Genomic DNA, 22,009 nt, shown 5'->3' with positions numbered 1-22,009 from the left:
TTGATCAGCGCGGCGAGGGCGTCCGGATCGCGAGGCAAATCGGGAACCGCATCGCGCAGGACCGATACGGCCTGCGGTGTCAGGCCGGCCTTTCGAAGCGTATTGGTCAGGGATTGCCCCTTGCGGGCACGACCCAGCCATTGCGCCAGATCGGCCTGATCGCGATGGGGTTTGATATCGAGCGAAAGCGTCACCGCCTCGCCGGCCGCCAGGTGTTCACGGATGGGGCCCGACAAGGCATAGACAGCCCCGCCTTCCAGGCCGTAACGCGCAATCATCGCCTCGCCCGCGACACGCTCCTCACCCAGGCTCAGCGCAATTGACTTGAGGGGGGCACCGGCAAAACGGTCCTGCGTGATCGGGCTCCAGGCCATTTCCACGCCGCAATTGGAGGCGGAGAAGGGCACTGTCTCCACCCCTTTTTCAGCCAGGCGTTCGGCCCAGCCGCCATCCGAGCCGAGACGTGGCCAGCTGGCCCCGCCAAGCGCGAGCAGCGTGGCATCCGCCTCGATAGTCCCGGGGCCTTCGGGTGTGTCGAATGTCAGCGCACCGGCCTCATTCCAGCCGGTCCAGTCATGGCGAAGATGCAGGGCGACATCCAAGTCCTCCAACCGGGCCCGCCAGGCACGAAGCAGGGGCGAGGCCTTCATCGCTTCCGGGAAGACCCGCCCCGACGAACCGATGAAAGTCGCCTGGCCAAGAGTGTCGGCCCAGGACCGCAATGCTGCGGGATCATGCTGCACGATCACCGGGCCCAGCCAGTCGCCCGCCTCGCGATAGCGGCCAAGGAAACCGGGCAGCGGTTCGGAATGGGTCAGGTTGAGCCCGCCCCGTCCGGCCATCAGGAATTTTCGCCCCGGTGTCGGCATGCGTTCGAAGACCTCGACGGCGTGACCAATGGTGGCGAGATGCTCGGCCGCGATCAGCCCGGACGGGCCGGCACCGATTATGGCGATTTTCTTGGGGGCGATGGATGACATCCCCCCTGTCTAGCGCGCGCCGCGCCGGATCGCCATCGCCCCGACAGCAACGCTGCGCTGATCCGCCGCTACCGCTTTGCCCTCGAATCTGGTCACATGGCACAAACATCAATCAAGGGGCGCGCCATGAGCGACGACATGACCAAGGACAAGCCGGCCGCCAAGGATCCGGCCGCACCATATGGCTCGGCTGACAATCCGTCCGAATTCGACATCCTGCACCGCATGGGCTCGGACGAGCCCTACTTCATCGTCCGCGGCGGCGACCCGCTGTCCGACGCGCTGGTCGAGCTGCACGCCTATATCGGGGCGGGCCAGTCCGGTGCCGCGCACGACACGCTGGAACGCATCCTGGCCCTGACCTCGCAGAAGCCGCCGCGTCCGGTCGGCTCCCCGAAATATCGCGAGACCTTCAAGATCTCGGTCTCGATGGAGCGCTATCGCGAGACCCACGGTCGCTCGCACTAAGCCTGCCGGATATCAGCATGGACACAGCCATCCGGATTCGTCGCGGCGAGGCCGCGGACAATATTGGTCTGGGCGACGTCATGCATGACGCGGTCCGCAACGGGCCGAGCCGTTACACGGCCGAACAGCAGGCTGCCTGGGTGCCGGAACCCCGCAAGGGTGCCGACTGGGATACGCGCCTCGCCAGCCAGACGGTCATGATCGCCGAACAGGCTGGCACGCTTGTCGGTTTCATGACTCTCGAGGCGCCCGACTATGTCGATTTCGCCTACATCCGGCCCGACTGGCAGGGCAAGGGCGTGTTCCGGGCCCTGCATGATGCCATCGAGCAGGAAGCGCGCCGGACCGGGCAGACACGTCTGCACGTCCATGCCAGCCTGATGGCGCAGCCCGCATTCGCGGCCATGGGCTATGCGGTCACCGAACAGGAAGAGGTCGCGATCCGCGGCGTCGCGTTCAGACGCTTCGCCATGGAAAAATCGCTGCGTCCCTGATCTGGCTTGGAGGCGCGAACTGGCTATGTTTGCCCTATGAGCACGACTGACGATCTCACCAACCCGCTGCCATTGGCCCAGGCCCTGATCCGGCGCCCGTCCATCACCCCGGCCGATGCCGGGGCGCTTGGCGTGCTGGAGGCGGCGCTGGAACAACTGGGTTTTGCCTGCCGGCGCTACCCGTTCGGCGAGGTCGACAATCTTTATGCCCGGCGCGGCACTGCATCGCCCTGCTTCCTGTTTGCCGGCCATACCGATGTGGTTCCGCCTGGCGCGGCGGATGACTGGCAGAAACCACCCTTCGGCGCCGAAGCGGCCGAGGACGGGTTTTTGTGGGGGCGCGGCGCCGCTGACATGAAAGGCGCGATCGCCGCCATGGTCGCCTCGGTCCGCCGCTATCTGGACACGGCCGGCGAGCCCGACGGTTCAATCGCCTTCCTGATCACCGGCGATGAGGAAGGCCCGGCCATCCATGGCACCAAGGCTGTCCTCAAGGCGCTCGCCGAAGAGGGCGAGACATTCGATCATTGCCTCGTCGGCGAGCCGACCAATCCGAACGCGCTGGGCGATACGATCAAGTCCGGCCGGCGCGGCTCGCTCAATTGCACGCTGACCGTCACCGGTCGCCAGGGCCATGTCGCCTATCCCGAGCGCGCGGAAAACCCGATCCCGCCCCTGCTCGACCTGCTCGGCCGCCTGTTGGCGCGCAAGCTGGATGACGGCGTCTCGCCCTTTCAGCCCTCCAATCTGGAAGTGACCTCGGTGGATGTCGGCAATCCGACCACCAATGTCATTCCCGCTAGCGCTTCGGCACGTTTCAATATCCGCTTCAATATCGCCCATACCGGCGATGCGTTGAGCGAGTGGATCCGCGAGGAAGCCACCCTCGTCGACTTCAATTTCGATGGGCATATCGATGTCGACATTCATGTCACCGGCGAAGCCTTCCTGACTCCGGCCGGACCTTTCACCACCCTGTTGCAGGACGGTGTGGAAGCCGAGACCGGACGTCGCCCGGCCCTGACCACAGGCGGCGGCACCAGTGATGCCCGCTTCATCCAGCTCTACGCCCCGGTTGCCGAATTCGGCCTGGTCGGCGCGACAATGCACCAGGTTGATGAGCGCGTGGCGATCAGCGATATCGAGACACTGACGCGGATCTATACCCGCATCCTGGATGGTTATTTCCGGAGCCCACCCGCATGATAAGGCTGATCGCAGAAGGCTGGCTCGGCATGCAGGGGGCCTTGCGTCTCCTCACTTTCCGCCCGGGTGGCGAGGCCTGTTTCGATGTCTCATTGACCGGTTTCTGGCGGTCTTTCGGCGGCCTGCTCCTGGCGCTGCCGCTGGTGATCCTGATCTATTTTGAACGCGAGTTTCTCGGCGTGCGGATCGACGCCTTTATCCAGTTCTCGGTCGTCCTCGCGACCTGGGTCAGCTTCCCCATCGCAGCCGCGCTCGCCGTGATGATTGTCGGGGCGCAACACCGTTTCCTGCCCTGGGTCGTGGTGCATAATTGGGGTGTCGTCTGGCTCTATGGCGTGATCGCCGCCATCCTGTCCTTGCAGGTGATCGGCGTCATCAATGCCGAGCTGCGCGACTTCCTCTTCTACCTCTATGGCTATCTGCGCATCCTCGTTCACTGGCGCATTGCCTATGTGACACTGGGCCTGCCGACCATCACGGCGGCCTTCACCGCTGCCGTCCCGCTGCTGGTGTCCAATATCATTCTTGTCGCAATCAGCCAGGCATTCGCCGCAAACTAGGACCGGCCTAGGCGGGATAATCGACCGCGGTCAGATAAAGGCCATCGGCCGGGGCGACCGGGCCGCAGCGGCTGCGATCCGCCGCGTCGAGCGCATCCTTGAAATCCCGGGCGGACCATTTGCCGACCCCGACCTCGACCAGGGAGCCGACCATGGAGCGGACCTGGCGGTGCAGGAAGGAGCGCGCCGAACAGGTCAGCTGCACCTCTTCGCCATAACGCGAGACCGAGATCGCATCGAGCGTCTTCACCGGGCTCTCGGCCTGGCAATGGGCATCGCGGAAAGTCGTGAAATCATGCGACCCGACCAGCGCCTGGGCGGCATGATGCATGGCCTCGGCATCAAGCTTTCGCGTCACCCGCCAGACCTGTCCCCGATCCAGCGTCAGCGGCGCCCGGCGATCGATCATGCGATAGAGATAATGGCGCTGGCTGGCCGAGAAGCGGGCATGGAATTCGTCACCCACCGGCTCGGCCTCGGTCACCGCGACCGGTTCCGGCTTGAGGTGGTAATTGATGGCGTCACGCACCTTGTCCGCGGTCAGCGCCTTGGTGAGGTCGAGATGCGCCACCTGGGCCAGCGCATGCACACCACTATCGGTCCGACCGGCGCCATAGACGAGGACCGGTGCCCCATCCAGCCTGGTTGCCGCGCGCTCGAGGCATTCCTGGACGGAGGGCGCATTGTCCTGACGCTGCCAGCCCGAGAAAGGACGGCCATCATACTCGATGGTGATCTTGTAGCGCGGCATCAGCCCAGCACCATCCCGGCCGGGACTTGATTGCCATTGAGGAAGGTCGCCGCATCCATGGCGCCCTTGCCTTCGCGCTGCAGACGGGTGAGCGACAGGGCGCCGTCGCCGCAGGCCACGGTCAAACCCTCAAGAACCGTCCCGGGCGCACCTGCGCCGTCGACCGCCTCGACCATCAATACCTTGGTCCGGACCGGACCCTTTTCGGTCGGCAGTTCGAACCAGGCGCCGGGAAAGGGCGACAGGCCACGAATATGGGCGGACAGCTCGCCGGCCGCGCGGGTCCAGTCGATGCGGGCCTCGGTCGCGGAAATCTTCTTCGCGTAGGTCGCGCCCTCATCGGATTGCGGCACGGCTTCCAGCGATCCGCGTTCCAGCGCCGACAGAGCACGCGGCCACATCAGCGCACCGGCATCGCGCAGCTTGTCGTGCAGGCTGGATGCGGTTTCGGCCGGGGCAATGCGAACGGTCTCCGACAACAGGATCGGACCGGTATCGAGACCTGCCTCCATCTGTTGCAGCTGGACACCCGTCAGCGTGTCGCCGGCCATGATCGCACGCTGGATCGGCGCGGCACCGCGCCAGCGCGGCAGCAGGGAGGCGTGCAGGTTGAGACAGCCCAGACGCGGCGCATCAAGCGCGGCTTGCGGCAGGATCTGGCCGTAGGCGACAACCGCGGCCAGATCGAGGTCGAGGCTGGCGAAGTCCTCGATCACCGCGGGGTCGCGGAAGCTCTCTGGCGTCGACACCGGGATACCCAGTATTTCGGCGAGCTGGTGAACCGGCGTCTTCTGCTCGGATTGCCCCCGCCCCCGGCGACGCGGCGGCTGGGTATAGACCCGCGCGACCTCATGGCCGGCGGCAGCGATTTCAGCGAGAGAGCGCGCCGCGAAATCCGGCGTGCCCATGAAGGCAAGGCGTAAGGTCATGCCGCGGGTTTGAGCGCGAACACGGCCCTGCCGTCAAGACGGTTTGCGGTTATTCCGCGCCCCAGGGCGGCGGCGGCGCATCAACCGGCACGGTCAGGTCAAACTCGGCCTCGAAGTGACGGTCGGGGCGATCCAGCGCATAGGTGAAGCGGGTTTCGGCCAGCGTGATGGACCAGACATTCGCCATCGACGCGGCAATACCTTCGCGATCGAACAGCATCCGGGAGAACTGGTCAGCCGGGAATTCGGCGCGCGTCTCGGTGGGCGCCGTGATGGTCATGCCGCCATACTGGGTCAGAACATCTTCGCTGCCGTCTTCATGGCGGTGATCATGCTTGAGCTGAAGACCGGCCGCCTCGCGGGTGATGACCCAGGTCCGCGAACGGTCCTCGCCAACATGCAAGGGAATGCGGATTTCCGACGCCGAGCATTCCCGCACATGCATGGTCAAAACCTGTGATGCCCAATCGGCATCCCGGGGATCATCGCTGACGACCCGGCCTTCAAACGCCTGGCCGCACAGGGCCGAGAGCCGGTCAAACAGATCCGCCTCGGCAGCCGGTCGTTCGTTCGAACAGGCCGCGAGAGCCAGGGGCAGGGATAACAGGACAGCCAAGCGCATGATTCACTCCTCAAACTACCGACAGCCTGCCTGATCGCTTCCACAATGGAAACAATCTCTTTCGCCAGTTTCCATGGCACTCGCAGAGAAAATCCCTACATTGCCAGGTGAAACAACACCCAAGCGGGCACAGGACAGGAACGCAGCTTCATGACCGCGACCGATACCCTCACCAGGACGCGCCGGATCACCAAGGTCTCGCGCGGCCTTCCGACCTCGGACGGGGCCGGCGTCAAGCTCACCCGGATGCTGGGGCATCGCGGCCTGATGGAGCTCGACCCCTTCCTCATGCTGGACCAGATTCGCTCGGACGACAGCGCCGATTACATGGCCGGCTTCCCGAACCACCCGCATCGCGGGTTCGAGACCGTGACCATCATGCTCGATGGCAAGATGCGCCACGGCGACAATAAGGGCCATGCCGGCGTCATCGAAGGCGGCGGCATCCAGTGGATGACAGCCGGTCGCGGCATCGTACATTCGGAGATTCCCGAACAGGATAATGGCCGGCTCTGGGGTTTCCAGCTCTGGGTCAATCTGCCGGGCGCTTTGAAGATGACCGACCCCGGCTATCAGGAGTTTGACAAGAGCGAAGTGCCCGTCGAGACCCGTTCGGGGGCGCGCCTGCGCGTGCTCGCCGGATCGAGCTCGACCGGCGTGACCGGTCCGGCGAAATCCGTCGCCATCCAGCCCACCCTGATCGACATCGTGCTCGAACCCGGCGCCCGGCTGGAAGAGGATATCGATCCCGATCACACCGCCTTCATCGCGGTCTACAAGGGGTCTGTCTCATCCGGCGAAGGCCGTGTTGATGATCCCGATCTCGGCGTGCTGGAAGATGGCGACCGGATCGAGCTGAAGGCCGGGCCCGAAGGCGCCAGCCTGCTGCTGGTGGCGGGCAAGCCTATCAATGAACCGGTCGCCCGCTACGGCCCCTTCGTCATGAATACCGAAGCGGAACTGCACCAGGCGGTGCGCGACTTCCAGGCCGGCAAGTTCTGACATCCCCCCGGACCTGCCCGGCGATAATGCCGGGCGGGGCCGAACCCTTCCCCACAGCAATCTGATCGGAGAGACCATGGGTCTGCTCGTCGACGGCCATTGGCATGACACCTGGTATGACACCGACACGTCCGGCGGGCGTTTCGAACGCTCGGAGGCCCAGTTGCGCAATTGGGTGACGCCGGACGGAGCCGCCGGCCCGACCGGCAGCGCTGGATTCAAGGCCGAGCCGGACCGCTATCACCTCTATGTCTCCTATGCCTGCCCCTGGGCACACCGCACGCTGATCTACCGCGCGCTGAAAGGGCTGGACGCAATGATCCCGGTTTCGGTCGTGCACTGGAACATGGCCGAACAGGGCTGGACCTTCGCGCGCGACGAGGACGGAATTGTCGGCGATCAGCTTCAGGGCAAGGACCTGATGTATCAGGTCTATCTGGCAGCCGAGCCGGAGTATTCAGGCCGCGTCACCGTCCCCGTCCTGTGGGACAGGAAGACCGGGCGTATCGTCTCCAATGAGAGCGCCGAGATCATCCGCATGTTCAATTCGGCCTTCGACGCGGTCGGCGCGAAAGCGGGCGATTACTATCCGGACGACAAGCGGGCTGACATTGATGCCCTCAATGAACGTATCTACGAGACGGTCAATAACGGCGTCTACAGATCCGGCTTCGCGACCAGCCAGGCGGCCTATGAAGAAGCGGTCTTCCCGCTCTTCGAAACGCTTGACCATCTCGAGCATTTACTGGGCCGGACGCGCTATCTGACCGGCGACACGCCAACCGAGGCGGACTGGCGTCTCCTGCCGACACTCCTGCGCTTCGACCTGGTCTATTTCGGGCATTTCAAATGCAATCTGAGGCGCCTGGTCGATTACCCCAATCTGTGGGCCTATACGCGCGATCTCTACCAGCAGCCCGGCATCGCCGGGACGTGCAATTTCGAGCATGCCCAGAAGCATTATTATGCCAGCCACGGGACGATCAATCCGACCAGGATCGTGCCGGCCGGACCGCTGATCAATTTTGCGGAGCCTCACGGGCGAGGCTAGGGTCAATCCCGCATGGCACTCAGCAAAGACTACGCGGCGCAGCAGGACGCTACGCATCGTTCCAATGCCCTTGGGTGTTGGATTTCAGCTAGTCTGGTTTGCTCGCCGCGAAATCCGGCATGGCTCACGAAATGACTGACGGGCATGACAGGATCAGAGGTGGCTACGCTTGAGTGCAACCGGGCCAAGGGCTGATCGGCACATCTCAATCAGATCAGCCCGTGCAGCCGGGCTCGAGAAAAGTCGACTGGGAATGTAGTAGCATAGGCCCCCGGTCCGAAACATGACGGCTTCGCGCTCGTCATAGACGGCTTCAACGGCCCGCCATTCGAGTTCAGTCCGCGCGCCGGGAGTCGCCCAAGTCACGCCGGCATCGGAGACCGTGACATCAACGCGCTCGCCCTGATGGTCTTGAGCATTTGTCACTCGGCGCATGAAGGCTTGGCAGACACGGACTCCGACCTTTCCCCAACAGAGGAAAAACAATGGAAGGGCGAGCAAGAAAGCGAAGTCCTCCAATCCGATGAACTGCAGGCTGATAAACGCCAGCCCAAACGAGGCCATCATCAGCCCAGCGCCGACCACAAACATCACTACGAACATGAGAAATCGTGAGACCGGTCGCACCATACGACTGCCTAGGCGGCGAGACACAGCCATTTGTTCGTCAACGTCGAGGTCAAACTCAAAACTGTGCATGCGACCAATTCTCTTGCCAGGGTCAGGCCGCGTCGCGGTCCTTGGACTTCTCGATCTTCTTCACCTTCTGGACCGCACGCTGGCGCTTCAGGCGGGAGAGATAGTCGATGAAGAGCACGCCCTCGAGATGGTCCATCTCGTGCTGGATGCAGACCGCGAACATGTCCTCGGCGATCTCCTCGCATTCATTCCCGTCATAATCGAGAAACTGGATGCGGATCCGGTCCGGGCGCTCGACCTCGTCAAACACGGTCGGCACGGACAGGCAGCCCTCTTCATAGGGCTTCAGCGAGTCAGACGGATCCGAGAGGACCGGATTGACGAAATAGCGCGGTTGCGGCTCCTCGTCGGGGCCGGCGAGATCCATCACGATGACACGCTTGGGCACGCCGACCTGGATGGCGGCCAGGCCAATGCCGTCCGCGGCATACATGGTCTGCAGCATGTCATCCATCAGCTGACGGAGATCATCATCAACCTTCTCAACAGGTTGCGACACCTCTTTGAGGACGGGATCGGGAACGGTGCGGATTTCAAGAACAGCCATGAACCCTAGATAGTCGTGCACGCTTAAAGGATCAAGAATCGACCGCTTCCGGAGCTGTCAGAGCAGGCTTGGGCGTGTCGTCGGTCTCTGCCTCCTCCGCACCGGCCGCATCGAGATACTCGGCCGGCAGGGATTTGCGGGCATTGGCACCGAGTGATTTGAGCATTTCGGTCTGGCGCACGAGATTGCCGCGTCCCTCGACCAGCTTGCCCTTGGCCGCGGCCCAGGCATCCTTCGCGCCATCGATCCGCTTGCCGACGGTTTCCAGGTCGCCGACAAACCCCTCGAACTTGTCGTAGAGCGCTCCGGCTCGGTCGGCGATGTCGATGGCATGACGATTCTGGCGGTCGATCGTCCACAGATTGCCGACCGTCCGCATCGCCATCATCAGCGTGGTCGGCGTCGCGATCATGACATTGCGGTCCCAGGCATAGCTCGACAATTCGGGATCATTCTGCAGGGCGAGCGACGCCGCACCTTCCAGCGGAATGAACATGAGGGTGAAATTCACGCCCTCATAGAGCTTGGCATAATCCTTCTCGCCGAGCGCCTTGATATGCGCCCGAACCGAGGCGAGGTGCTGTTTCAAAGCCGCATTGCGAGCCTCGTCATCCTCGGCATTCACACACCGCTCGAAAGCGGTGAGCGAGACCTTGGAATCGATGACCAGCTGGTGGTCGCCCGGCATTTTCACAATCACGTCGGGACGCAGGAGCGCGCCCTCTTCATTGCGCTCGGTCGACTGGGTGACGTAGTGCTCATTCTCGCGCAGGCCGGCGCGCTCGAGAATGCTCGCCAGAACCATCTCGCCCCAATCGCCCTGGACCTTGGACGAGGAGCGCAGCGCATTGGCCAGCTTCTGCGCATCATCCGACATCCGCGCCGCATCCTTGCGCACGGTTTCCATCAATTGCTTGATCTCGCCGGCATGGCCATGACGCTCCTTGGCATCGGTCTCGACCTTGGTGCGAAATTCCGACAATTGCTCACGCAGGGGTTTGAGCAGGGTCTGCAGATTCTCCGTGCTCTGCTTGTTCAACTCGGCGCCGGACGCCTTGAGTATGTCATTCGCCGTCAGCTTGAATTGCTCGCTGAGACGCTCGCGCGCCTTTTCGAGCTCAGCCAGTTTCTCACCGTGATGGCGCTGGGTGGCGTCATGCTCGGTCTTCAGGGATTCGTGACGGGCATTGAGGCTGTTGCGCTCCTCTGTCACCGTTTCCAGCTTGGTGCGAAGACCGTCTCGCTCGGCGGTTACGCCTTCCAGGCGCGCCAGCGCTTCGCGTGCCGCAGCCAGCGCCGCCGCCCCCTCTTCCTGACGCATGCGCCAGTCATCGCGCTCCGCACGCAGCCGTTCCAGCTCCGGATCCGGGCCGGCTTCGGACGCCGCGCCGCGCGGACGCAGCCAGATCACGAGCATCACGCCAAGAAGGACGGCCATTCCGGCCAGAACAAGCCAGGTTTCCGGGGAGATATCGGTGAGGGTCACGGTGTCTGTCGCCTTCCTGATTGCAGGACATTCTGGATGAGTCGGGTCGCAGCGGCCAGCTGGCAGACCGCCTCCGCCGACAGCGTGTCACGCGCCGCAGACAAAACTGGTCACCCCAATCAAGGCCCAGCCCCCAAAACGGCCCGCACCTTGCTTGGAAAGGGGGGAACGTGTCGGGAGGGACAAAGTGCGAACGCAAATCGTTTCAATCGAGGACATTTCCGCGAAGCAAATCGTGCAGTGGAATGAGTGGGCGTGCCCGAATGGCAAGCTCATCAGCCCCTATTTCCGGTTCGAATTCGCTGAAACCGTGGCCCGGACCCGCCCGGATGTGCGCGTCGCCGTGATCGAGGAGAATGGCGAAACGATCGGATTCTTCCCGCACCACACCGCCCATGGCGGCATTGTCCGCCCGGTCGGCGCACCGATGAGCGATTATCAGGGCGTGATTGCCGCCGAGCCGAGCCGCATTGCCCGCAAGGCGCTGGTCCGTGCTGCCGGCGGCTCTGCTCTGGTCTTCGACAATTGGCACCAGCCGACCGCAAGCACCGATCCATCAGCAACAGCCACCGCCTACAGCCATATCGCGGACCTTGGCACGGATGGCGCGGCCTTCCTCGAGGACCGCAAGGCGCTCCACAAGGATCATTTCAAGAAAGCGGCGCGGCGAGCCCGTGCCGCAGAGCGCGATTTCGGACCAATGCGTGTCACGCTCGGTGATCCGGACGGAACCGCCTTCAACGCCCTCGCCGAATGGAAGCAGAAACAGTATCGCGAGACCGGCAAGCTCAACGTCTTCGGTATCGACTGGGTCCAGCGCGTACTGCGCGACCTGCGTCGCCGTGAAGGGCAGGAGTTTTCCGGCCTGACCGCCGCGCTCTGGTTCGGTGATCGACTGGCCGCCGTCGAGTTCGGTCTTGTGGGCGCGGACATCTACCATTCCTGGTTCCCGGCCTATGATCCGGACTTGTCGCGCTATTCGCCGGGCCTGCTTTTGCTGCACGGGCTGATGGAACAGGCGCATGAACGCGGCCTGCGCCGGATCGATCTGGGCAGTGGTGGCGATCACTACAAGAAATACTACGCCAACGACACCGCGGCGCTCGCGCCCGGGCGCGTTCTGGCGCCGGGCCTGGCAGCCCTTGGCATACGGACCTGGGAGATGACCGAACAGATGGCGGAACGGGCCCCGGGGAAACTTGGCGAATTGCCGGGTCGCTTGCGTCGACGCTGGGCCCAGGTCAGCGCCTTCCAGCCACAGCTGGCTCCGCGCCTCGCGAGCTTCGCAGGATCCATCGCGCTTTAACGATGTTTCCTGAATCTGCAGGTTTTGATGCCGTCGCCCCTGCCGTCGGCGCGCAAGTGCGCTAGTCTCGTGTTCGGTCCCGATGAAGAGAGGGAATAACACGATGCGCGTCTTCGCAGCGCTGGCCGCCATGATTGCCCTGACCGCGCCGGGTGAGGCGCAAGATCCCATATTCGAGACGCAGCAGGCCGACTTCATCGTCGAGACCGTTGCTGACGGGCTGGAATATCCGTGGTCGATCGCCGTCATGCCGGACGGCAATATGCTGGTGTCCGAACGGCCCGGCCGGCTGCGCCTGATCGAGGACGGCGCGCTGCGCGAAGCGGACATCACCGGCCTCCCGGACATATTGGCCATTCGTCAGGGCGGCCTTCTCGGCCTCGCTGTGCATCCGGATTTCGAGACCAACCGGCTGCTCTATTTCGCCTACAGCGCCGGGCGCGGCGATCGCAATCACACGGCCCTCGCCCGCGGTCGACTGAACGCCGATGCGACCGAACTCGAGGCGGTTGAGACCCTGTTTCGTGTGAATGTCGACAAGGATCGCGGCATGCATTTTGGCGGCCGCGTCATCTTCCTGGCGGACGGGACTTTATTGCTGACCCTCGGGGAAGGCGGGCTCTATCGCCAGGAGGCCCAGAATCTCGGCAATCATCTCGGGACGATTATTCGCCTCAATGAGGATGGCAGCGTGCCCTTCGACAATGCCTTCGTGTCCCTGAGCGGCGCCCTGCCGGAAATCCATTCCTATGGTCACCGCAATGTCCAGGGCATCGCCCTCAATCCGCAAACCGGTTCGGTCTGGGCGCACGAACATGGCCCGCGTGGCGGCGACGAGATCAATCTGATCAATCCCGGGCGCAATTATGGCTGGCCGCTGGTCACCTATGGCATGAATTACGACGGCACGCCGATCTCGGACGCCACCCATGGCGAGGGCCTGGAACAGCCGGTCTGGTATTGGGACCCGTCCATCGCCCCGTCAGGCCTCGCCTTCTATACTGGCGACGCCTTCGAGAACTGGCAGGGAGACGCCTTCGTCGGCGGACTCGTCAGTGAGCGGCTGGTGCGGCTGGAAATCGAGGGGGACCGCATCATCGCGACGGAAAGCCTGCTGGACGATTTCGGCGCTCGTATTCGCGATGTGGCCAACGGCGCAGACGGCTATCTCTACCTGCTGACCGATGATCGCGATGGTGCCCTGTTGCGCCTAACCCCCGTCATTCCCTGACCAGGCCCGCTCCGGACTAGCCGCGAAGATCGGTCAGTTTCCGTCCTTCTGCGATATTGCGCAAAAGATAGACGATCGGCGTGTCAAAGGCAGCCACCGACAGCTTCACGATCACCTGGCCGAGGATCAGGCTGCCAATCACCGACCAGGTCTGGACGCCGGCAAAGGCGACCGAGATGAAGATGGCGCTGTTGACCGTCTGCGACACCATGGTCGAGATATTATTGCGCAGCCAGAGCCGGTTCTTGCCGGCATCCCTTTGACGCAAATGATGGAAGATCAGGACATCTGCCAGCGCGCTGACGCCGAAAGCGACCATGCCGGCGAAATTCGTGCGATTGCCGGACGAGAAAACCTCGACGAATGCCGCCTGCTGGGTCTCTGTCCAGTTCCCGCCGACCGTGATGAAGGGGATCACATCCTCGGCATGCATCGCATAGAGCAGCAGGATGAGGATCAGGAAGCGCATCAGCAGGCCCGAGAAGACGACGCAGAGCGCATAGCCGCGGCCCCAGACTTCCGAGATCACATCCGTTGCCAGATAGGTCAGACCGAAGGCGATGGTGCCGGCCGGCACAAGAACTGTCAGCGGCCCGAAATGGAAAGCCTGGATCTTGACGGCCGTGATGGCCGCGAGCACGAGGGAGACCATGAACAGGCCGACGCAGAAAAACAGGATAAAGGCGCGACGTGTCACCCGGTCCGGCGGCATGTCCAAATTCGAATGATCCGGTGCTGTGTCCACGCCCCTCTCCTCCGAAAGCCTGGAAGAGGGTAGATCGATTTTGTCCCTTGAACAGGGGAAATCGGCAATAGTCAGCGTATTCAGACGCTTGAGCGGCTGCGAAAGGCGGCGGCCAGGGTGCCGTCATCAAGATAGTCAAGCTCGCCACCGACCGGGACGCCACGCGCCAGTGAAGTGATGGAGACAGAACAATCCGTCATCCGGTCGGCGAGATAATGCGCCGTCGTCTGGCCATCGACCGTGGCATTGAGGGCGAGGACGATCTCGCTGACCTCCTCGCGCGCAGCCCGTTCGACCAGCTTGGCGATATTGAGGTCTTCCGGACGCACCCCATCCAGCGCCGACAGCACGCCGCCAAGGACATGATAGCGGCCCTTGAATGCGCCGGCCCGTTCCAGCGCCCAAAGATCACCCACTGTCTCGACGACACATATGGCGTTCTCGAGCCGGTTGGGGGCCGCACAGACCGTGCACGGGTCTGCGACATCGAGATTGCCGCACTCGGCGCACGCGCGGATCTTGTCCGCGGCATCGGCCAGCGCATCGGCGAGTGGGCGCATCAATGCGTCCTTCTTGCCGAGCAGGTGCAGGGCCGCCCGCCGCGCCGAGCGCGGGCCGAGGCCCGGCAACTTGGCCAGCAGGGTAATCAGTCTTTCGATCTCGGGGCCGGCGGAGGCGGATTTCATCAGCGGGCCGGGCGCTAGAAGGGCATCTGCATGCCGGGCGGCAATTGCAGGCCACCGGCAGCGTCCTTCAGGACTTCCTGCTGTGCGGCCTCGCCCTTGCGACGGGCGTCGGCATGGGCGGCCTTGAGCAGATCCTCGAGGATTTCCGGCTCCTCCGGATCCATGATGCTCTTGTCGAGATCAACCGAGATCATGTCGCCCTTGGCGGTCAGCACGACCTTGACCAGGCCGGCGCCAGCCTCTCCGACAACCTGCGTCTCGTCGAGCCGGGCCTGGGCCTCGGTCATCTTCTCCTGCATGGCCTGCGCCTGCTTCATCAGGCCCATCAGGTCCTTCATGCGCGTTTCTCCGTTGTTTCCGTGTTGTTTGTGTCATCGCGCGGCTCCGGGTCGCGCACGGCGACGATCTCGGCGCCGGGGAAGAGCCGCAGGGCTTCGGTGACCGCCGGGTCATGACGCGCCGCCTCGAGGCGTTCGGCTTTCAGCCGCTGCTTGCGCTCATGCCAGGTCTCGCCGCCCTTCAGACCCGCATCCGCCAGGATCATCCAGCGTTCACCGGTCCATTCCAGAAGGCGGCGCGACAGGCGCTGGGCGAGGTCGCGCGGGGCGTCCTCAAGGGGCTGGAAGCTGAATGAGCCTGGCTTGAAGGCGGCCGGACGGACATGGCGTTCCATGTCCGATTGCAGGGCAATATCGCGCTTCTCGCGCAGCATCGCCATCAGCGCTTCCCAGGTCTGGGGACCGGAAATGGCCGGCGCATCCTGCTCGACAGAGCTGGCGGCTTCCGGCGCGTTGAGGGCGCGATGGTGTGTAACCGGTTCGGCAGCCGCCGGCTCGGCCGGCGCGGCGGCCGGCTCAGGCTTTCCCGGCGCCTCCGTCGGACCGGATGCGCGCGGCATGCCGGCGAGCAATCGGGCCGCGTCCTCTGGCGGGGGCAGGGCCGCGGCCGAGGCCAGGCGCAGAACCGTCATCTCGGCCGCCGCCAGCGCATCAGGCGCAGCGCGGACATCATCAAGACCTGTCAGGAGTATTTTCCACATCCGGGTCAGCTGCCCCAGGGACAGGCTTTCGGCGAGGGTGACGATCCGGGCCACCGTGTCGGCAGCCTCGCCCAGATCAGCCTCGGGACCGGCCGCCTTCACGCGCGCCGTGGCATGGACATAGTCCAGCAGGTCACGCGTGATCACGACGGGGTCGCCGCCGGCATCATGCAGGGATTCCAGCTCGGCGAGGGCATCAGCCGTCTTGCCGGTCAGGGTCTGTTCGAGCAGGTCGAGCACGCGGGCCCGGTCCGCCAGGCCCAGCATGTCGCGAATTTGCGGCGCGCTGACCGGGCCATCGGCCTCGCTGCCCTGGACAATGGCCTGGTCCAGCAGGGAGAGCGCATCACGCACCGAGCCCTCGGCGGCGCGGGCAATCAGGGACAGGCCATCGCGCTCGACCGAGGCTTTTTCGAGCCCGCAAATGCGCTCGAGATGATCTGTCAGGACTTCGCGATCAATCCGCTTGAGGTCAAAACGCTGGCAACGCGACAACACCGTCACCGGGACTTTGCGGATCTCCGTCGTCGCGAAAATGAATTTGGCATGCTCCGGCGGTTCCTCGAGCGTCTTCAACAAGGCGTTGAAGGCCGAGGTCGAGAGCATGTGGACCTCATCAATGATGTAGACCTTGTAGCGCGCCGAGACCGGGGCATAGCGGACGCCTTCGAGGATTTCGCGGATATCGCCGACACCGGTCCGCGATGCGGCATCCATCTCCATGACATCGACATGGGCCGAGCGGGCGATGGCCTCACAATGACGGCCGGTTTCGCCCAGTGTCATCGACGGCGCATCAATCTCGTCGGTCTGGAAGTTCAACGCGCGGGCGATCAGCCGCGCGGTGGTGGTCTTGCCGACGCCGCGAACGCCGGTGAGCATGTAGGCGTGCGCGATGCGGCCGGCGGCAAAGGCATTGGTCAGGGTCCGCACCATGGCGTCCTGGCCGATCAGGTCTTCAAAGGTGTGCGGGCGATATTTGCGCGCCAGGACCTGGTAGCCCGGTGTCGGGCCGTCCGTGGGCAGATCGAGCCCGGGCATCAGGACGTCGCCCGCTCCGTCGGCATCAGTCGGGAGCGGCGTATCATCCATGACAGCTCATCGGGTCGGGTGTTCCAGGGCCGCCGTCCGTCGCCGGAGCCTGCGGGGCGGAGTAAAGTGGAAGACCGGACAGCGACCCGAGCAAAACTCGTTACGGCTGCTTCCTTCCGGATCTGACCGGGTTGGCGAGGCGCTCGTCCACCGCCGATCTTCCGCCCCCTATATCGCGTGCCTGAGGCTGGCGTGCAAGGCGTGGCGTCATTGGGTCTGCAGGAAATCGCCCTCGCCCCGATGCGAAGCCGCGGCGAGGAAGCGGGCATGATCGTCGAGGGCCTCGATCAGGGCCAGATTTCCGCCCGCCGCGACCAGGACATCACGCCAGTATCCGATCACCCGGGCCTGGGTTTCGAGCCAGTCACTGACCGCGATCCGGGCGTGGGCCGCCGCTTCGGGTGCCGCGGCCACGTCGCGGGCATTGCCATGAAAATTACAAGCCATATCGATACCTCCTGCACCCATATAATTGCGACTCATTCTCAAAAGCAAGAGGCGGACATCAGCCGTCCGGACGCACGCCATGTTGAAGGCCTGGTCAAACGTATCTATGCCTGCACCCAGACCACACCGCGTTCGGATATTGCCCATGAATGATCGCTCCATCCTCGCCGGCCGTGACCCGCTGGTGTTTGCCGGATCCCCGCTGGACCGTGGCGACCTGCTGAGACGCGATGAGGCGGCCCTGTCGGATCTGCTGACCGGTGATGACGGCTGGTGGCTGGTCACGCTGGACGGCGACCCGGCCCTGCAAGGCGGCACGGCGCTATACTGGTTCCGCCGCACCGAGATCGCGCCACAGGCAGACATGTCCACCGCGCTCTTCCTGGGTCACTACAAGGGCAGTCCGTGTTTCGCGGTCACCCTGGCCAGTGCCGACCAATTGCCGCTGGATGCCGAAATTCTGCCCGCGCGCCAGGCCGCGATGGCCCTGAGCCAGGATGAGGCGGCGATCTACGCCCAGGCCAAGGCCCTGCATGCCTGGCACGGTCGCCATGGCTTTTGCGCGACCTGCGGCGCAGCAACCCGTGTGAAGTCGGGCGGCGCGCGCCGGGTCTGTGACAGCTGCGAAAGCGAACACTATCCGCGCGTCGACCCGGTCGTGATCATGCTGGCCGTGGACGGAGACCGCTGCCTTCTCGGTCGCCAGGAAGCCTGGCCGGAAGGCATGTGGTCGGCCCTGGCCGGCTTTGTGGAACCCGCCGAGACACTGGAAGAAGCCTGCGCCCGCGAACTCGAGGAAGAGGCGGGCGTCAAGGCCGACATTGCCGGCATCCGCTATGTGATGGGGCAACCCTGGCCCTTCCCCTCCTCGTTGATGATCGGCCTCGTCGCGCCCATTCTGGATGCCACGGTGACCATCGATCCGCACGAGCTGGAACAGGCCCGCTGGTTCAGCCGCGACGAGGTGCGCGACATGCTGGCCGGGCGCCATCCCGACGCGGCCATGCCGCCCTCCATCGCCATTGCCCGCCGACTGGCCGAACTCTGGGCCGACGAGGCGATCTAGCCAGCCGATGGCAGACCGCCAAACCGGACGGGTTTCGCCCGTGCGTCGTGTTACCGCAGTATCTGAGCGCGTTGCGGTGTTGCCTGATGGCGCGGTGCGTGCCAAACACGGATCGATTTTCAACCTGATTGAATTTGGGGGCGTCCATGGGCGAACTCTTCTGGAACAAGGTTGCCGGCGTCGTGCTGGCAACAGTATTGGCGGTCCTGGCGATCATGGAACTGGGGCATATGCTGGTTCCTTCCCACGCTGCGCATGAGCTGACGGCCGAGAACACCGCTTACCCGGTTGACTGGGCCGCGATCGGCGCTGGCGCGACCACCGAAGTGATCGTCGAAGGCCCGACCGATTACGGTCTGGTTCTGGCTGCCGCTGATATCGGTGCCGGCGAACGCGCAGCCCGCCGCTGCGCCGCTTGCCACAGCTTTGATCAAGGTGGCGCCGATGGCGTTGGCCCGAACCTCTGGGGTGTTGTCGGAACAGACATCGCCTCGCGCGACGGCTTCAGCTACTCCGCAGCGCTGCAATCCCTGGATGGTGCCTGGACCTATGAAGCGCTCGACGCCTTCATCGAGAACCCGTCCGGCTATGCGTCCGGAACGGCGATGTCCTACCGCGGTCTCGGCAATGACGACACCCGCCTCGAGCTGATCGCCTATATGCGCTCCCTGTCGGACAATCCGATGCCGCTTCCGGCCCCCTTGCCGGTCGACGCCCCGGCCGAAGCCGTGGAAGACGCCATGGGCAGCATGGACGAAGCCGCTGACGACATGGCTGAACAAGCCCAGCAGGACACCGAAGGCGGCGAATAGCCCTTTCGCCATCGCGACATGATCAAGCCCCGGACATCGTCCGGGGCTTTTTCTTTGTCCGGGGATCTTTCTTTGTCAGCGGGTTTTGCGCGTGCCGATCAGGGCTGCCGATAGATGGCCCGAACAGGATTCTCCGCCGCCCGTATGCGCGCCTCGGCTTCGGCGAAGGGTTCCAGCGTCACATCCATCGTCGAGGCATTGGCGTGCAGGAAATGCTCGCTATCGGTCATGATCCCGACATGGCCGGGCCAGAAGACGACATCCCCGCGCTCACGCTCCGGATTGTCTGTCACGTCACGCCAGACGGCCTTGAGCGCGGCCTCCTGCTGATCGGCGTCCCGCCCGATCGCCTGACCGGATGCCTGCAGCGACATCTGGACCAGGCCGGAGCAATCCAGCCCCAGGCTCTCCTTGCCCCCCCACAGATAAGGGGCTCCGAGGAAGGCTTCGGCGACCGCGACGAAATCACCGGCCATTGCCTCCAGCGGTGCCGCATGCGCCTCGATCACCCAACCCAGACCGACAGCCTCGACAAAGCGCCCCTCGCGGCGCCCCGCCGCGAAACCGGCATTCAGGCTGAGCAGGTGATTGGGCACCGACTTGATGCTGGGCTCTGAGAAGGCATAGGTGCGCAGGACGGTGACCTTGCGATCGACGGGCCGCAGGTCCGGCGACAGACAGGCCATCTCGACCCAGCCGACATAACCATCGGCCCGCGATTGCCCCCAGGCCCAGCCCTCGCGCTGTTCGAGCACGGCAAAGACATCACCGGCCAGCAATTGGTCATCCATGGCGGCAGACGGGTCAGGCGCCTTGCGGATCGGCACCGCAGCACAGATCGCCTGGTGATCGACCGGCTCGACGAAGCGCTCTGCCTCGACCTGGCCCTTCAATTCAGCGGATGCGAGGTCCGGGCGGGCGGCTGTGAGGCGGGGATCCAGCTGGGACATGTACGCGTTTCCTCGGCACGATGAGCGACGGTTTCGCCGTAATCGTACAGGAAAACCGCCCCCTTTACAGTGCGATGCACCGAAACATCCCGCTTGTCGGCGCGGTCCCGCTTGCGCCTGACAAAGCCCTGGCGTTCGAGCACGTCCAGCGCCCGTGTGACCGCTGGCTTGGGCAGGTCGAGCTGGCGCGCAAGATCGCGAATGGCATGCGGGCCCGGTTTCATGAAGATGGCCAGAAGCAGCGCAAATTGACGCGCGGTCAGGTCGGCCGCGGCGCCTCGCACCGCGTCCGCTGACACGCGTCTCATCATCTCAAGCGATGTCATCGCCTGTGACGGCATACCGGTCTCCAAGAATCAGTCCGATCGGCTTGATCAGCCCTTATTCTGGAAGCGCTCCTTGAGCATTTGGTAAACGGCGCGGGCGGCATGCATGTCGCCGCCCTTGGGACGCCCCGGACGCGCCTTCGGATTCCAGGCGAAAATGTCAAAATGCACCCAGCTGGCCTCGCCGACGAAACGGCGCAGGAAGAGCGCAGCCGTGATCGATCCGGCCATCGGTGTGGCGGCACTGTTCACGAGATCGGAGATGTCACCGTCCATCTCGCTTTCATAGCCATCCCACAGCGGCATGCGCCAAAGCGGGTCGGCGACCTTGCCGGCACTGCGGGCCAAGCTCTCCGCGACCGCGTCGTCATCAGTATAGAAAGGGGCGACTTCCGGCCCCAGGGCGACGCGGGCTGCGCCGGTCAGCGTGGCAAAATCGAGCAGGAGATCGACCTCCTCCTCGGTCGCGCGGGTCAGGGCGTCGCCCAGCACCAGACGCCCCTCGGCATCGGTATTGTCGATCTCGACAGTGAGCCCCTGCCGGCTGTCGAGGATGTCGCCCGGGCGGAAAGCCCCGGCCCCGACCGCATTCTCGACCGCGGGCACGAGCAGGTGGAGGCGCACGGGCAGATTGCCGGCCATCACCATGCGGGCCAGCCCCATCGCATTGGCCGCGCCGCCCATATCCTTCTTCATCAGGCGCATGAATTGCGCCGCCTTCAGGTCGAGCCCCCCCGTGTCGAAACACACGCCCTTGCCGACAAGGGCAAGACGCGGATGGCGCTCATCACCCCATTCCAGCTCGAGCAGGCGCGGCGCCTCGCCGGCCGCCCGGCCAACGGCATGGATCATGGGATAATTCTGCGCGAGCAGGTCATCGCCGCGGGTCACACGCACTGTCGCTCCGAACGTCTCGGCGAGATCACGGAAAGCCGCTTCCAGCCCCTCCGGCCCCATGCGATCGGCGGGCGTATTGACGAGATCGCGGGTCAGATGAACGGCTGCGGCGATTGATTTCGCCTCGTCGAGATCCGCCCCCTCGGGCGCGACCAGTTGGGCCGGTTCGCGCGCGGCCGGCTTGTAGATAGTGAAACTGTAGCTACCGAGTGCCCAGGCCGTGGTCGCCAGTGTGGGATCGATATCGGCAGGCAGGCCTTCCAGCTGCCACGCGCCCTGCGGCAGGGTCAGCGCCGCGCCGCCCAGCACGAAGGCATCACCGCCCTTGCCGATCCCGTACAGCGCCTGGGCGTCACCGCCATCGGGCAGCAGTACGATCTGGCCGGGCTTGCCCTTGAATCCGGCTGCCAGCGAACGCTGATCCGCGGGCAGCGCCGCGATTGCGGAGGCCGCGTCAGCCTCGCCGACAAGGCGCAGTATCCGGGCATTGGTGGCGGCGGCAATCAGGGCGGTCATGACATATCCTTTTGCAAGTCCGGTTCAGTCGGATGGATTAACCCATTCTTGACCGGCGCAGCCCAGATTCAAGACATGCTCAACAGTGGTCCGGCTTTTAC

At 64.3% G+C, this 22,009-nt stretch carries 26 protein-coding genes and 1 other RNA gene; 11 read left to right on the top strand and 16 right to left on the bottom strand.

Annotation, left to right across the window (positions count from 1 at the left end; genetic code table 11):
- Positions 1–980, bottom strand: a 980-nt coding sequence (locus QZ266_RS11520) for a TIGR03862 family flavoprotein (RefSeq protein WP_295695291.1), incomplete at its 3' end; no start/stop codon positions are given.
- A 126-nt stretch (positions 981–1,106) separates the two neighbouring features.
- On the opposite strand from QZ266_RS11520, the gene QZ266_RS11515 reads away from it, so the two are divergent.
- Genes QZ266_RS11515 through QZ266_RS11500 form a run of 4 tightly spaced genes read left to right on the top strand, consistent with a single transcriptional unit; the run spans position 1,107 to position 3,708 of the window.
- The gene (locus QZ266_RS11515; RefSeq protein ID WP_295695289.1) at positions 1,107–1,448 is read left to right on the top strand and encodes an aspartate decarboxylase; all 342 of its coding nucleotides are present in this window, start codon (positions 1,107–1,109) and stop codon (positions 1,446–1,448) included.
- Between the two features lie 17 nt (positions 1,449–1,465).
- Positions 1,466–1,942 carry a GNAT family N-acetyltransferase gene (locus QZ266_RS11510; RefSeq protein ID WP_295695287.1) on the top strand — a complete coding sequence of 159 codons (477 nt, stop codon included), beginning with the start codon at positions 1,466–1,468 and terminating at the stop codon, positions 1,940–1,942.
- Between the two features lie 36 nt (positions 1,943–1,978).
- Positions 1,979–3,148: a succinyl-diaminopimelate desuccinylase gene (gene dapE / locus QZ266_RS11505; protein ID WP_295695285.1), complete on the top strand. Its 1,170-nt coding sequence runs from the start codon at positions 1,979–1,981 to the stop codon at positions 3,146–3,148.
- Positions 3,145–3,708, top strand: coding sequence for a hypothetical protein (locus tag QZ266_RS11500; protein ID WP_295695283.1), 564 nt, complete (start codon positions 3,145–3,147; stop codon positions 3,706–3,708). The genes dapE and QZ266_RS11500 overlap by 4 nt, the downstream gene beginning before the upstream one ends.
- A gap of 7 nt (positions 3,709–3,715) precedes the next feature.
- Here QZ266_RS11500 and truA read toward each other — a convergent pair whose 3' ends face one another.
- The 3 genes from truA to QZ266_RS11485 are packed head-to-tail and all read right to left on the bottom strand — an operon-like array spanning position 3,716 to position 6,010.
- Positions 3,716–4,459 carry a tRNA pseudouridine(38-40) synthase TruA gene (truA, locus tag QZ266_RS11495; protein WP_295695281.1) on the bottom strand — a complete coding sequence of 248 codons (744 nt, stop codon included), beginning with the start codon at positions 4,457–4,459 and terminating at the stop codon, positions 3,716–3,718.
- Positions 4,459–5,388, bottom strand: a complete 930-nt coding sequence (gene fmt, locus QZ266_RS11490) for a methionyl-tRNA formyltransferase (protein ID WP_295695279.1) — start codon at positions 5,386–5,388, stop codon at positions 4,459–4,461. The genes truA and fmt overlap by 1 nt, the downstream gene beginning before the upstream one ends.
- A 49-nt stretch (positions 5,389–5,437) precedes the next feature.
- The gene (locus tag QZ266_RS11485) at positions 5,438–6,010 is read right to left on the bottom strand and encodes a hypothetical protein (protein WP_295695277.1); all 573 of its coding nucleotides are present in this window, start codon (positions 6,008–6,010) and stop codon (positions 5,438–5,440) included.
- A 150-nt stretch (positions 6,011–6,160) separates the two neighbouring features.
- On the opposite strand from QZ266_RS11485, the gene QZ266_RS11480 reads away from it, so the two are divergent.
- Complete coding sequence (locus QZ266_RS11480; RefSeq protein ID WP_295695275.1) at positions 6,161–7,012, top strand: pirin family protein; 852 nt, start codon at positions 6,161–6,163, stop codon at positions 7,010–7,012.
- Positions 7,013–7,088: 76 nt separating this feature from the next.
- Positions 7,089–8,063: a glutathione S-transferase family protein gene (locus tag QZ266_RS11475; protein WP_295695272.1), complete on the top strand. Its 975-nt coding sequence runs from the start codon at positions 7,089–7,091 to the stop codon at positions 8,061–8,063.
- A 153-nt stretch (positions 8,064–8,216) separates the two neighbouring features.
- Here the strand turns inward: QZ266_RS11475 and QZ266_RS11470 are convergent, their stop codons facing one another.
- Genes QZ266_RS11470 through rmuC form a run of 3 tightly spaced genes read right to left on the bottom strand, consistent with a single transcriptional unit; the run spans position 8,217 to position 10,795 of the window.
- Positions 8,217–8,762 (bottom strand): YcxB family protein, encoded by a 546-nt coding sequence (locus tag QZ266_RS11470; RefSeq protein WP_295695271.1) that lies wholly within the window; start codon positions 8,760–8,762, stop codon positions 8,217–8,219.
- 22 nt (positions 8,763–8,784) lie between these two features.
- Positions 8,785–9,309, bottom strand: a complete 525-nt coding sequence (gene def / locus QZ266_RS11465; RefSeq protein ID WP_295695269.1) for a peptide deformylase — start codon at positions 9,307–9,309, stop codon at positions 8,785–8,787.
- Positions 9,310–9,340: 31 nt separating this feature from the next.
- Complete coding sequence (rmuC, locus tag QZ266_RS11460) at positions 9,341–10,795, bottom strand: DNA recombination protein RmuC (protein ID WP_295695267.1); 1,455 nt, start codon at positions 10,793–10,795, stop codon at positions 9,341–9,343.
- A gap of 187 nt (positions 10,796–10,982) precedes the next feature.
- On the opposite strand from rmuC, the gene QZ266_RS11455 reads away from it, so the two are divergent.
- Both QZ266_RS11455 and QZ266_RS11450 read left to right on the top strand, forming a co-directional pair.
- The gene (locus tag QZ266_RS11455; protein ID WP_295695265.1) at positions 10,983–12,101 is read left to right on the top strand and encodes a GNAT family N-acetyltransferase; all 1,119 of its coding nucleotides are present in this window, start codon (positions 10,983–10,985) and stop codon (positions 12,099–12,101) included.
- A gap of 103 nt (positions 12,102–12,204) precedes the next feature.
- Complete coding sequence (locus tag QZ266_RS11450; RefSeq protein ID WP_295695263.1) at positions 12,205–13,332, top strand: PQQ-dependent sugar dehydrogenase; 1,128 nt, start codon at positions 12,205–12,207, stop codon at positions 13,330–13,332.
- Between the two features lie 16 nt (positions 13,333–13,348).
- Here QZ266_RS11450 and QZ266_RS11445 read toward each other — a convergent pair whose 3' ends face one another.
- The 6 genes from QZ266_RS11445 to QZ266_RS11420 all read right to left on the bottom strand — a co-directional run bounded on the left by QZ266_RS11445 (position 13,349) and on the right by QZ266_RS11420 (position 17,341).
- Positions 13,349–14,077, bottom strand: coding sequence for a queuosine precursor transporter (locus QZ266_RS11445; protein WP_295695261.1), 729 nt, complete (start codon positions 14,075–14,077; stop codon positions 13,349–13,351).
- Between the two features lie 80 nt (positions 14,078–14,157).
- Positions 14,158–14,763, bottom strand: a complete 606-nt coding sequence (recR, locus tag QZ266_RS11440; protein WP_295695259.1) for a recombination mediator RecR — start codon at positions 14,761–14,763, stop codon at positions 14,158–14,160.
- Between the two features lie 14 nt (positions 14,764–14,777).
- Positions 14,778–15,101: a YbaB/EbfC family nucleoid-associated protein gene (locus QZ266_RS11435; protein WP_295695257.1), complete on the bottom strand. Its 324-nt coding sequence runs from the start codon at positions 15,099–15,101 to the stop codon at positions 14,778–14,780.
- Positions 15,098–16,894: a DNA polymerase III subunit gamma/tau gene (locus tag QZ266_RS11430; RefSeq protein WP_295695256.1), complete on the bottom strand. Its 1,797-nt coding sequence runs from the start codon at positions 16,892–16,894 to the stop codon at positions 15,098–15,100. The genes QZ266_RS11435 and QZ266_RS11430 overlap by 4 nt, the downstream gene beginning before the upstream one ends.
- Before the next feature lie 65 nt (positions 16,895–16,959).
- Positions 16,960–17,057, bottom strand: an RNA gene (gene ffs, locus QZ266_RS11425) — signal recognition particle sRNA small type.
- Positions 17,058–17,101: 44 nt separating this feature from the next.
- Positions 17,102–17,341 carry a hypothetical protein gene (locus tag QZ266_RS11420; RefSeq protein WP_295695254.1) on the bottom strand — a complete coding sequence of 80 codons (240 nt, stop codon included), beginning with the start codon at positions 17,339–17,341 and terminating at the stop codon, positions 17,102–17,104.
- Between QZ266_RS11420 and QZ266_RS11415 the strand changes: the two genes are divergently transcribed.
- The 3 genes from QZ266_RS11415 to QZ266_RS11405 all read left to right on the top strand — a co-directional run bounded on the left by QZ266_RS11415 (position 17,324) and on the right by QZ266_RS11405 (position 19,219).
- Entirely contained in the window at positions 17,324–17,494 is a 171-nt protein-coding gene (locus QZ266_RS11415; RefSeq protein WP_295695253.1) for a hypothetical protein, read from the top strand. The two genes, QZ266_RS11420 and QZ266_RS11415, sit on opposite strands and share 18 nt — an antisense overlap.
- Positions 17,487–18,407: an NAD(+) diphosphatase gene (gene nudC, locus QZ266_RS11410; protein ID WP_295695251.1), complete on the top strand. Its 921-nt coding sequence runs from the start codon at positions 17,487–17,489 to the stop codon at positions 18,405–18,407. The genes QZ266_RS11415 and nudC overlap by 8 nt, the downstream gene beginning before the upstream one ends.
- Positions 18,408–18,553: 146 nt before the next feature.
- The gene (locus tag QZ266_RS11405) at positions 18,554–19,219 is read left to right on the top strand and encodes a cytochrome c family protein (RefSeq protein ID WP_295695249.1); all 666 of its coding nucleotides are present in this window, start codon (positions 18,554–18,556) and stop codon (positions 19,217–19,219) included.
- A 98-nt stretch (positions 19,220–19,317) separates the two neighbouring features.
- Here the strand turns inward: QZ266_RS11405 and QZ266_RS11400 are convergent, their stop codons facing one another.
- From QZ266_RS11400 to QZ266_RS11390, 3 genes are read right to left on the bottom strand one after another with little or no spacing between them, the layout of a single operon-like run.
- Entirely contained in the window at positions 19,318–20,169 is an 852-nt protein-coding gene (locus QZ266_RS11400; protein WP_295695247.1) for an NlpC/P60 family protein, read from the bottom strand.
- Positions 20,109–20,510: a MarR family transcriptional regulator gene (locus QZ266_RS11395; RefSeq protein WP_295695245.1), complete on the bottom strand. Its 402-nt coding sequence runs from the start codon at positions 20,508–20,510 to the stop codon at positions 20,109–20,111. Before QZ266_RS11395 ends, QZ266_RS11400 begins: the two co-directional genes overlap by 61 nt.
- 33 nt (positions 20,511–20,543) lie before the next feature.
- Positions 20,544–21,908: a M17 family metallopeptidase gene (locus tag QZ266_RS11390; RefSeq protein ID WP_295695243.1), complete on the bottom strand. Its 1,365-nt coding sequence runs from the start codon at positions 21,906–21,908 to the stop codon at positions 20,544–20,546.
- Positions 21,909–22,009 lie beyond the last annotated feature (101 nt).

The sequence above is a fragment of the uncultured Maricaulis sp. genome (assembly GCF_905480005.1).
Lineage (GTDB): Bacteria > Pseudomonadota > Alphaproteobacteria > Caulobacterales > Maricaulaceae > Maricaulis.
This window is presented reverse-complemented; position numbering and strand designations above follow the sequence as displayed.